A 10,138-nucleotide genomic window follows, 5' to 3' on the forward strand; every position below is an offset into this window, starting at 1 on the left:
GTTTTTTGGGGTTTTTTTTGGCTGGGTGCCCCCCCAAAAACAAAAAAAACCCCACCACTCAATCCTCTCTCCGCTCGCCAGAGGCGAAGGGTTATTCGTCTTGTTCGGGGGCGTCGGGGGTGCGGGTGAGCACGGCGACGAGGAAGTCTTCGGCCGGGGCGTGGAGCTGCCACGTCGAGTAGTGCTGCTCGAGCACGAGACCCGACTCGAACGCATCCGCCGTGAAATCGACGAAGTCGTAGCCGCGGCCTGCGCCGAAGCCGACGACGAGTCGACCGTTCGACGCGAGGTGGCCCCGCAGGCGCTCGAGGGCGGGCTTGCGCTCGGCCTCCGAGAGGAACGTCATGACGTTGCCGGCCGACACGATGAGGTCGAACTCCTGCAGGTCGCCGAACTCATCGTCGACCGCGAACGTCGCGAGATTGCCGACCTCCCAGCGCGCCTGCGGGTAGTCGGTGCGCGCGACTGAGATGAGGTACTCGTCGAGGTCGACGCCGACCACCTCGTGCCCGCGCTCGGCGAGCCAGCCGCCGATGCGGCCCGTACCGCAGCCCGCGTCGAGGATGCGGCTCTGTCGTTCGGCCATCGCGTCGATGAGCCGTGCCTCGCCATAGATGTCACGGCCCGCATCGGCGAAGCTGCGCCACCGCTTCGCGTAGTTCTGCGCGTGATCGGGGTTCGCTCGCACGGCGGCGAGCCAGACATTTTCTTGGGGAGCGGGCATTCCTCCAGTATCCCGCACCCGGGGCCCGGCCCGGCTCCGAGCGCCGCGGTGAGTAACGTATCGGCCCGTGACCGACGGGCCCCGCGCCGTCCCGTGTGCCATGGGTAGTGTGTCTGGCCCCGTTCGACGCTCGTATTCACGATCGTTTTGGGGCGAAACGCAACACCTATGCTTCGGCTGCGGCCTCGACGAACGCCGGGTCGGGCTCCGTGATGTCGACGCGCTCGGCGCCGAAGTGCGCGAGCAGATCGTCGCCATCAAGGTAAATGCCTACCGAGTAGGCGCCACCGCCGACGGTGATCGGCCCCGGCTCGACGAGCGCGTCGGCCACGACGTCGAGCGGCGTCAGCGTGCCGAACGGCGTGATCGTGCCGCGGGCGAAGCCCGTAACGGCCTTCGCCTCGTCGGCCGAGGGCATGGCGGCCTTATTCACGCCGAGCACGGCGCGCAGCTTCGGCCACGAGATAACGCGGTCGCCGGGCACGAGCACCACGTGGTACTCCCCCGTGCCGTCCTTGACGATCATCGACTTCACGATCTGCCGGGGTCGCACCCCTCGCAGCGCCGCCGCCTCGGCGAGCGACGACGCCCTGCCGTGCGAGCGCACCTCGTGGCGGATGCCCGAGGCCGCGACGGCCGCGACCGCCCGGTTGTTCGCGGGGTCAAGCTCGGGAGATTGCGCAGAAGTCATACGAGAGACGACGCCGCAGCGCGGCCGATTATTCCCGTTGTTGCGCACCGAAGCGCGTCGCCGGGCGCACGCGCTGGCCCTCAATGGCGAAAACAAGTCCCGGGTTCCGAAATCCTGCGGCTGCAGGACTTCGGAACCCGGGAGTCTTGTCGGGCGCTGCTACGCCTGGTTGCGGCGGCGCAGCACGAGCGCCGCACCGGCAGCGATGGCGCCGGCCGCGAAGAGCCCGGTCAGCGCGATCGTGCCCGCGTCGGCACCGGTGGTGGCGAGGTTGCCGTCAGCGTCGGTGTCGGTCTCGCTTGGCGAGGCGGTCGGCTCGGATGCGCCGTCGGTCGACGCGGCGCTGGCCGTCGTGGTCGGCACGGCGGTCGTGGTCGGCACGGTCGTGCCGGTCGGCTCGGGCGACTGCGTCGGCTCCGGGTCGATGCCGAACGCGTCCTCAGCCGAACCGAGGCGGAGGAACACCGTCTCGCCGGTGGCGTCGTCGAGGCCGTCGTTGTCGGTAACCGCGTAGAGCTGACCGTCGGCAGCAATCGTGAAGCCCTCGAGCTTCTCCTGCGTCCAACCGTTCACGGCCTGCAGCTCGGGCAGTACGTCGATCGCGAGGTTCTTCTCGACGGGAATCACCGAGCCGTCCGCGTCGGCGATCGCCTGCGCATCCGGAATCTCCACCGTGTAGATGCGCTTGATCGCGGCGTTCGGGCCGTTGAGCTTGTCGCGCTCGATCAGCGCGAGGGTGTTGTCGTCGACGACGGTGACCTCCGACAGGCCCATCCAGTCGCCGGCGACGTCGGTCGACTCGAGCTCGTAGCCGAACCAGGCGAACTCGCCGGTCGCCGTCGAGTACTGGCCGATGCGGGTCGTGTTCGCGCCCTCGAGCGGCTCGAGCGGCGACGCGGCGGGGTCGACCCAGAGCGGGCGCTGCACGGCGAAATAGAGCACCTCGTTGCCGTCGGCGTCTTCAGTCACCGTGACGCCCTCGAGGCCCCACTTGCCGATGTGCGAGGAAACGTCCTCGGGCAGTGAGAGTTCCTGCACCACGTTGAGGTCGGCATCGAGCTCGACGAGGAGGTTCTCGGTGCCGGTCGCGCCCTCCGAGGCGAGCCAGAAGCCGCCGTCAGCCTTCGCCGCGATGCCCTCAATGTCGTACGAGGTGACCGCACCACCATTCGTGACGTCGCGGGCCTCGGTGATGAGAGCGGGCTCAGCCGACACGTCGATCGTGTAGATGCGGTTGTTCTTCAGCGCCGCGTCGGTCGCCGAGTAGAGCAGGTTCGCGTTGGTCGGGTCGGCCGTGAGCGCTCCGAGCGCTGACCAACCGATGGGCAGGCCGTTCTCGTCGTTCGCCGACACAATGCTCGGCTGCGCCGGGGTGGCGTCGCCGAATTCGAAGATGTTCACCGAGCTGCGGACGCCGGCCTTGGCCTCATCGACCTCGCTCGAGACGAGCAGCAGGTCGCGCGACGGCACCGGCAAGACGCCCTCGGGGCCATTGGTCGTGAACAGCAGCTGCTCGTAGACCGGATTGGCGGGGTCGTCGATGTTGTAGACGGCGACGAAGTTCGAGCGCTCCGAGGCGACGAACGCGTAGTTGGTGCCGTTGTACTCGGCGATCGCGAGGCCCTCGGGCTCGGGGCCCTTCTTGCCGGCGCGGCCGTCGTTGTAGAGGCCGTGCTCGATCGCGAGGTGCTCGAAGCTGTTGCCCGCATCCCACTGCACGGTGCCGTCGATGCCGAAGACGGTCCAGCCGCGGGTGCCGCCCTTCCAGTCGCCTTCGTTCGCGGTCGCGAGCGTGGTGGTGTTCACCCAGCCGACCGCATCGGGCTCGCGAGGGGTGTCGGTGATCGAGCCGCTGAGGTCGATCACGCCGTCGTCCTCGGTGTCGAGCTGATCGACCGAGACAGTTCCGGCGCTCCACGCGTCGGTCACGGTGCGGCTCTCGAGGTCGATGATCGCGACGCCGTTGTTCTCCTGCAGGGTCACCGCGGCGACGTTGTCGCTGTTGATCGAGACGTACTCGGGCTCCGGGTCCTCCGGGGTGTCGAGGCCGGCGTTCGCCACGACCTCGATCGGCGCGCCGGTCTCGTCGACGAGGTCGACTCGGTCGGACTGCCACGTGCTCGGGTCACCCGCGAGGTCAATCACCGAGACAAAGCCGGCGGGCAGCTGCGGCAGGCCGCCGTCAACATCCACGCGCTCCTCGTCACGCTGGTTCTCAATGGCGATGGCCGCGTACTGACCGTCGTCCGAGATGTCGATCGAGTCGGGCTGGCCCTCGAGGTCGATCGAGGCGACGCGCTCGCGGTCGCTGATGCGCAGCACGTCGACGCGACCGGTCGGGTTCTCAAAGTCGCCGCCCGTCTCGTCGATGACGACGAGCACGTAGTCGCCGATGGCGGCAACCGAGGTGGGCTGGTCATCGGCGTGACCGAGCTCGGCGAGCGAGACGGTGCCGGTGCCGTGGGGCGACGAGGGGTCGGTGACATCGATGAAGCCGACGCGCTGGCCGAGTGCGTCGGTGTAGATCATCGTCGAGCCGTCGGGGGTGATGGTCGAGATCTCAGCGACGGTCTCGGCCGCCGGGTCGACGCCCTCCGGCACGTTGAGGTACACGGGGTAGGTGGCAGTGCGGGTGAATGCCCCTTCGGCGGCGATGGCGGGTCCGGCAGCTACGAAGCAGCTCAGGGCGAGGCCCGAAGTGGCAAGCGCGGCGACCGGAGCGATGCGGCGAATGCGCATGGTGCTCCTTTGCAGATGTCAGCGTGTGCGACTGCCCACTCTTGTCTGCGTGCGGAAACGCACAGCGACCTCCGGGTGAACACGGAGGTCGCTGTGGGTGGTGATTTCGCTAGAGCACCTTCGAGAGGAAGTCCTGCGTGCGGGCCTCCTTCGGCGAATCGAACAGCACCTTGGGGTCGCCCTCTTCGACGACAACGCCCTCGGCCATGAATACGACCCGGTCGGCGACCTCACGGGCGAAGCCCATCTCATGTGTAACGAGCACCATCGTCATGCCGGATGCGGCAAGGTCGCGGATCACCTGGAGCACCTCGCCGACCATCTCGGGGTCGAGAGCGCTCGTGGCCTCGTCAAACAGCATGATCTGGGGGCTCATCGCGAGCGCGCGGGCGATCGCCACGCGCTGCTTCTGCCCGCCGGAGAGCTGCGACGGGCGCGCATCCGCCTTGTCGGCCAGACCGACTCGCGTGAGCAGTTCTTCGGCCCGCTTGCGTGCATCCGCCTTCGACATCTTCTTCAGCTCGGTCGGCGCGAGCGCGACGTTCTGCAACACCGTCATGTTCGGGAACAGGTTGAAGTGCTGGAACACCATGCCGATGCGCTGGCGCACCTTGTCGAGCTTCTCGCCTTTCGCGGCGGCGATGTTCTCGCCGGTGATGAAGACCTCGCCGCTCGTGACGTCCTCGAGTCGGTTGAGGCAGCGCAGCAACGTCGACTTACCCGAACCCGAGGGGCCGATGACGGCGACAACCTCGCCGTTGGCGACCTCGAGGTCGATGCCCTTGAGCACCTCGTTCGAACCGAAGGCCTTGTGCAGGTCGACGACCCGGATCGGCGTCTCGTCGGCGGTGGAGACAGGCTGCGTGTACAGCGTTTTGTCGTTCGTCATGTTCTCGCCTTACTTGTTGAGCTTGCGGTCGACCCAGTTGCTCAGCAGGGTGAGCAGCCAGATCACAATGAAGTACATGAACGCGACGACGATCCAGATCTCGAACGAGCGGAAGGTCGAGGCGATCACGATGCGGCCCTGGTAGGTGAGCTCGGCGAAGCCAAGCACCGACAGCAGCGAGGTGTCCTTCAACGTGATGATGAACTGGTTGATGAGGTTCGGCGTCATGATCTTGAACGCCTGCGGCATCACGACGCGGCGCATCGAGGCGCCCCAGCCGAGGCCAAGCGAGCGCGACGCCTCCATCTGCCCTGGATCAACCGACTGCACGCCACCGCGCACGATCTCGGTGATGTAGGCACCGGCGTTGAGCGAGAGGGTGATGACACCGGCCGTCAGCGCGTCGAGCGTGACCTGCTGCCCCAGAAATTGCTGGAAGAACGCGGGCACACCGAAGTAGAAGAAGAACGCCTGCACGATGACTGGCGTGCCTCGGAAGATGTTCACGTACGCGCCCGCAAGGCCGCGCAAGAACCAGTTGCTCGACAGCTTGAGAATGCCGAAGAGAATACCGAGCACCATGGCGAAGACGATCGAGAGGAACGTCGCCCAGAGGGTGAAGCCAAGACCCTGCAGCAGGGCCGGCATCGCGTTCGCAACGAGGGCGAAGAACGACGTGCCCGCCGCTTCCTCTTCGTTCGCGAGGTAGCGGTCGATGATCTGCTGGTAGGCACCCGATTCCATCGCGGCGTCGAGACCGGCGTTGAACATCTCGAGCAGCTCAGCGTTCTCACCCTTGTTCACCGCGAAGCCGTAGTCGGCGCCGGGCTCGGGGTCGGTCACGACCTTGAGCGGTACGTTGCCCGAGGCGATGCCGTACTGCAGCACGGGCGCATCCTCGAATGCGGCCACCGAGTTGCCGGTCGCGACATCGTTGTACATGTCGGCCGAGTCCTGGAACGAGTTGAGCTCGAAACCGATGTCCTTCGAGAGCGTCTCGGCGAACGAGTAGCCCTCGGTGCCGGTCTTCACGGCCACTGTCTGGCCCGCGAGGTCGTCATAGGTGGCGATGTCGCTGTCCTCGGCGACGGCCATCTGCACGCCCGACTGGTAGTAGGGCTCGGAGAAGTCGAAGACTTCCTTGCGCTCGTCGGTGATGCTCATGCCGGCCATCACCGCATCCGCCTGGCCCGACTGCACCGCCTGCAGTGCCGCGTCGAAGCCGAGTGACTGAATTTCGACCTCGAAGCCCTGGTTCGCCGCGATGGCCTTGAGGAGGTCCATGTCGATGCCGACCATCTCGCCGTTCTGCTGGAACTCGAAGGGCGCGAAAGTGGTGTCGGTGGCGACGACGAAGGTGCCGTTCTCGACCGGGGTGTCGGTCGCGAAGTTCGGGTTGTTTGGCAGTTCGCCGGGCTCGCCGTAGTCGAGCTGTTCGTTGCCGAGCGCGGCCTGACCGTTGCCGATCGACGCGGCCTCGGGCGCGTTCTCGCCGAGGTACTCGTCGAGGATGTCCTGGTAGGTGCCGTTCTCGATCACGTTCTTCAAGCCGTCGTTGAAGGCGGCGACGAGCTCGGGGTTCTGGCCCTTCTGCACGCCCATGCCGTAGCTCGAGGCCTTCTCTTGGTCGGTGACCGTCTTGAGGCCCGAGTTGCCGGTCGCGATGGCGTAGGCGAGAATCGGGTAGTCGTCGAAGACAGCGACCGAGTTGCCCGACGTGACGTCGTTGTAGGCATCGGCGGCGTCCTGGAAGCCGGTGACTTCGAAGCCGTACTCCTCCGAGAGGGTCGACGCGAAGTCAAAGCCCTCGGTGCCGGTCTTCGCCGAGACCGTCTCGCCCGCGAGGTCCTCGTAGCCCTTGATGCTGTCATCATCCTCAGCGACGGCCATCTGAATGCCCGAGTCGAAGTAGGGGTTCGAGAAGTCGAACGACTGCTCACGCTCGTCGGTAATGCTCATGCCGGCCATCACCGCATCCGCCTGGCCCGACTGCACGGCCTGGAGCGCGCCGTCGAAGCCGAGCACCTGGATGTCGATGTCGAAGCCCTGGTCTTCGGCGATCGCATTGATCAGATCCATGTCGATGCCGACGAGCTCGCCGCCCTCTTCGAACTCGAAGGGCGCCCACGTCGTGTCGGTCGCGATGACGAATGACTGGCCCTCGGCCGACTTCGGGTCATCTGCGGCCTGCGCCTGGTTGCCCGTAATGGCGTTTGCTGCGCCGGCGGCGGTGCCAACCGTGAGCAGCAGTACCAGGAGTACCGCGAGAGTGGAGAGTGCCGAATTGCGGTGGTGTTGCCACTGCAGGAGGCGTTGCTGGAACGATTTCATGCTCTTCCTCTGGTCTTCGTTGACCTCAGCTTGTGAATCAGGTACTCACTTGCTGAGAATTCACCTCACCACCCTAGGTGATCGGGCCCGCTCGCCGTGGAAGTCGGCGCGATCCGCACGCGATCGTTACTTGATTGCGCGAGAACCGGGCCTTCTTGATGCCATTTGTCCGTATTGCGCGGGTACACACCCGTCGCACAGGGGAGCCTTCCCTTGCTGGTGCGTTCGCTGCGGGCACAGTAACTTTGCCGCAAGCGGCGCGAAATTTCAGATCTGTGCCGGGGCGGGAAGGCGAACATCATGACGAACCTCACGGCAGTTCAGGCATGTACGACCACGGCGTGCTCGTACAACAATGGCGGCTGCACCGCAGCTGGCATCACCGTCGGCGGCAGCGAGCAGGGCGCCAGCTGCACGACTTTCATCACGCTTGACGCGCGCGGCGGCCTGCCCGTCGCCAACTCGCACGTCACCGCGTGCCAGCGCCTCGAGTGCGTGCACAACACCGACCTCATGTGCTCTGCGGCGGCCGTCTCGATTCAGGGCGACACCGCCAACTGCTCGAGCTACGAGGTTCGCTAACCACTCTGGCCAAATTCGCCCAGGCTCACCGACGCCTCGGCCGCGCTAACTGCGTGGCTGGCGTCGGTGAGCTTTTTCTTGAAGAAAACCTGGTCGAAGCCGGCCGGGGCTCGCTACTCGGTCGCGAAGAGGTCGAGGTCGAGCAGCGACTTGAGGTCTGCGCGGAGTTCGCTCTCGCTGCGCGCGGCCTCGTCGAACGGCGCGAACACGATAGTCGTGTCGTCGTCGCCCACATGCATGAGGGTGAGGCCCGACTGGTCGACGTCGACGACAAACGTGCGGCCGACGACGGGTACGCAAGGCTCGGTCGTCTCGCGGCGCGACAGCGTGATGCCGCCGAACCAGCCCTCGATGAAGGCCGCCGCGTACATGCCGAGCAGGTCGTCGTCTACCGCGAAGGTGAGTTCGGCGGCGACGTCGTCCACGCGGCGCGCGAAGAGGGCGTCGCAGGTGCGGTGGCGGGCCGCGATCTCGCCGAAGGGCATCGCGGTGATGCCGTTGCTCGTGTGCGTGACGACGCGTTCGCTGTGAACGATGCCGAGGCGACCGCCCGGCTGGGCCGCGAGCTCGACGAGGTGGGCCGGCAGCAGCACATCGCGGAAGGCGAAGTCGGCCTCGGCCAGCGTGAGCCACTCGAGCGTGCCGAGCAGATGGGTCGTCGCCGAAATGATCCGCACGTCGAAGGCCGGCGATTCCTTGAGGAAGTCGAGGCGAACCTCAAGCGGCTCGTCACCTCGGAATGCATCGTCGACGTCGTCGACCGCGACGTTCGCGGCGACGAGCAGCGTGCCGTCGCTCGCGAGGCCGTGCGCGACCGAGTGCAGGTGCGGCTGCTCGGCCGCCTCGAACGCGATGATCGCGCAGGTGCCAGCGCCGGTGAGGATGCGGTGGGTCAACGAGTGCGCCCGGTTGTCGAGCAGTGTCTTGGTCTGCACGGACTCCGCAGCGTTCGTCATTTGCGTCCTCTTCTCGGTGGGCAAGTTAGTACAGCCTAAGCTAAGTGACCCTGTGGGCATAAGTCCCCCGTCGTTGCGTTACCTCTCATGGACCATTTGGCACGCATGGAGGCTGGGATGTTTGACGTTGTGGTGATCGGTGCCGGGCAGGCCGGGCTCGCGGCGGCGTACTGGCTGCAGCGCCGCGGCCTCGTGCCCTGGCGCGACTTCGTCGTGCTCGACCGCAACGACGGTCCCGGAGGCGCGTGGCGGCACCGGTGGCCGGCGCTGACGCTGGGGCGGGCCCACGGCATCCACGACTTGCCCGGCCTACCGCTCGGCGAGCCGGATGCGTCTCGGCCGGCGAGTGAGGTCGTGGCCGACTACTACGGGCGGTACGAGCGCGAGTTCGGGCTGCCGGTCGAGCGGCCCGTACGCGTTGACCGAGTTGAGGCGGAGTCTCGCGACCCGGAGGCGCCGCTCGTCGTGCGCGCCGGCACGCGGAACTGGCGCACGCGGCTCGTGATCTCGGCGGCGGGCACGTGGACGAAGCCGTTCGTGCCGCACGTGCCGGGCATCGGGTCGTTCGAGGGGCACCAACTGCGCACCGTTGATTTCTGGGGCGCCGAGGAGTTTCGCGGTCAACACGTTGTCGTCGTGGGCGGCGGCTTGAGCGCCGTGCAGTTCATCCTCATGCTCGAACAGGCCGGCGCGACGACGACCTGGTCGACGCGGCGCGATCCCGACTGGGTCGACGATCCATTCGACGAGCGCTGGGGTGTCGCGATCGAGGAGCGAGTGGATGCTCGGGCGAGCGCCGGGCTCGTGCCATTCTCGGTCGTGCGCAATACCGGCATCCCGCCGTGGCCGGAGTATTTGGCCGCGCGCGACCGCGGCCGGCTCGTGTCCTCGGGACCGATTCGCCGCATCCTGCCCGACGCGGTCGAGTTCGCAAGCGGCGAGACCGTACTCGCCGACGCGATCCTCTGGTCGACCGGCTTCCGCGCCGACCTCGACCACCTCGCTCCCCTGCACCTGCGCGAGCCAGGCGGCGGCATCGCGACGCGAAACGGCGTGGAGGTCGCGCGCGACGATCGGGTGCTGCTCGTCGGCTACGGCGCATCCGCCTCGACGGTCGGCGCAACGCGCGCGGGCCGCCGCGCCGCCCTCACGGCCCTCACCCGCCTCACCGCTGACTCTTTAGTCGGTTGAGTGGTCGGTTTTTGTAGTTTCTAGTGCCTGGAAAC

Annotated in this window: 8 protein-coding genes; 2 read left to right on the forward strand and 6 right to left on the reverse strand. The window is 66.8% G+C overall.

The genetic code is table 11. The features are described 5' to 3' along the window. Positions 1-91: 91 nt before the first annotated feature. The 5 genes from QM019_RS11840 to QM019_RS11860 all read right to left on the reverse strand — a co-directional run bounded on the left by QM019_RS11840 (position 92) and on the right by QM019_RS11860 (position 7,374). Positions 92-724, reverse strand: coding sequence for a class I SAM-dependent methyltransferase (locus tag QM019_RS11840; RefSeq protein ID WP_282853164.1), 633 nt, complete (start codon positions 722-724; stop codon positions 92-94). Positions 725-890: 166 nt separating this feature from the next. Next, positions 891-1,415 carry an aminoacyl-tRNA deacylase gene (locus QM019_RS11845; RefSeq protein WP_282853165.1) on the reverse strand — a complete coding sequence of 175 codons (525 nt, stop codon included), beginning with the start codon at positions 1,413-1,415 and terminating at the stop codon, positions 891-893. A gap of 159 nt (positions 1,416-1,574) precedes the next feature. Further along, positions 1,575-4,154 carry an esterase-like activity of phytase family protein gene (locus tag QM019_RS11850; RefSeq protein WP_282853167.1) on the reverse strand — a complete coding sequence of 860 codons (2,580 nt, stop codon included), beginning with the start codon at positions 4,152-4,154 and terminating at the stop codon, positions 1,575-1,577. A 109-nt stretch (positions 4,155-4,263) separates the two neighbouring features. Further along, on the reverse strand, positions 4,264-5,043 hold the full coding sequence (locus QM019_RS11855; RefSeq protein ID WP_206427671.1) for an amino acid ABC transporter ATP-binding protein: 780 nt from the start codon (positions 5,041-5,043) through the stop codon (positions 4,264-4,266). Positions 5,044-5,052: 9 nt separating this feature from the next. Continuing rightward, a complete protein-coding gene (locus QM019_RS11860) occupies positions 5,053-7,374 on the reverse strand; it encodes an ABC transporter permease subunit (protein ID WP_282828431.1) in 2,322 nt (773 codons plus the stop codon). 300 nt (positions 7,375-7,674) lie between these two features. Between QM019_RS11860 and QM019_RS11865 the strand changes: the two genes are divergently transcribed. Then, entirely contained in the window at positions 7,675-7,956 is a 282-nt protein-coding gene (locus QM019_RS11865; protein ID WP_125106347.1) for a DUF1540 domain-containing protein, read from the forward strand. A gap of 113 nt (positions 7,957-8,069) precedes the next feature. On the opposite strand, the gene QM019_RS11870 is transcribed toward QM019_RS11865, so the two are convergent. Continuing rightward, positions 8,070-8,912 (reverse strand): hypothetical protein, encoded by an 843-nt coding sequence (locus tag QM019_RS11870; protein WP_282828433.1) that lies wholly within the window; start codon positions 8,910-8,912, stop codon positions 8,070-8,072. Positions 8,913-9,029: 117 nt separating this feature from the next. Here QM019_RS11870 and QM019_RS11875 point away from each other — a divergent pair, with 117 nt between their 5' ends. Beyond that, the gene (locus QM019_RS11875) at positions 9,030-10,103 is read left to right on the forward strand and encodes a flavin-containing monooxygenase (protein ID WP_282853169.1); all 1,074 of its coding nucleotides are present in this window, start codon (positions 9,030-9,032) and stop codon (positions 10,101-10,103) included. Positions 10,104-10,138: the final 35 nt, after the last annotated feature.

The organism is Gulosibacter sediminis (assembly GCF_030011715.1).
Taxonomy (GTDB): Bacteria; Actinomycetota; Actinomycetes; order Actinomycetales; family Microbacteriaceae; genus Gulosibacter; species Gulosibacter sediminis.

What these genes read in the sequence shown, in the direction of transcription:
- QM019_RS11870 (WP_282828433.1), bottom strand. Translation starts at nt 8,912, where the DNA reads ATGACGAACGCTGCGGAGTCCGTGCAGACCAAGACACTGCTCGACAAC.
- QM019_RS11865 (WP_125106347.1), top strand. Translation starts at nt 7,675, where the DNA reads ATGACGAACCTCACGGCAGTTCAGGCATGTACGACCACGGCGTGCTCG.
- QM019_RS11860 (WP_282828431.1), bottom strand. Translation starts at nt 7,374, where the DNA reads ATGAAATCGTTCCAGCAACGCCTCCTGCAGTGGCAACACCACCGCAAT.
- QM019_RS11845 (WP_282853165.1), bottom strand. Translation starts at nt 1,415, where the DNA reads ATGACTTCTGCGCAATCTCCCGAGCTTGACCCCGCGAACAACCGGGCG.
- QM019_RS11850 (WP_282853167.1), bottom strand. Translation starts at nt 4,154, where the DNA reads ATGCGCATTCGCCGCATCGCTCCGGTCGCCGCGCTTGCCACTTCGGGC.
- QM019_RS11855 (WP_206427671.1), bottom strand. Translation starts at nt 5,043, where the DNA reads ATGACGAACGACAAAACGCTGTACACGCAGCCTGTCTCCACCGCCGAC.
- QM019_RS11840 (WP_282853164.1), bottom strand. Translation starts at nt 724, where the DNA reads ATGCCCGCTCCCCAAGAAAATGTCTGGCTCGCCGCCGTGCGAGCGAAC.
- QM019_RS11875 (WP_282853169.1), top strand. Translation starts at nt 9,030, where the DNA reads ATGTTTGACGTTGTGGTGATCGGTGCCGGGCAGGCCGGGCTCGCGGCG.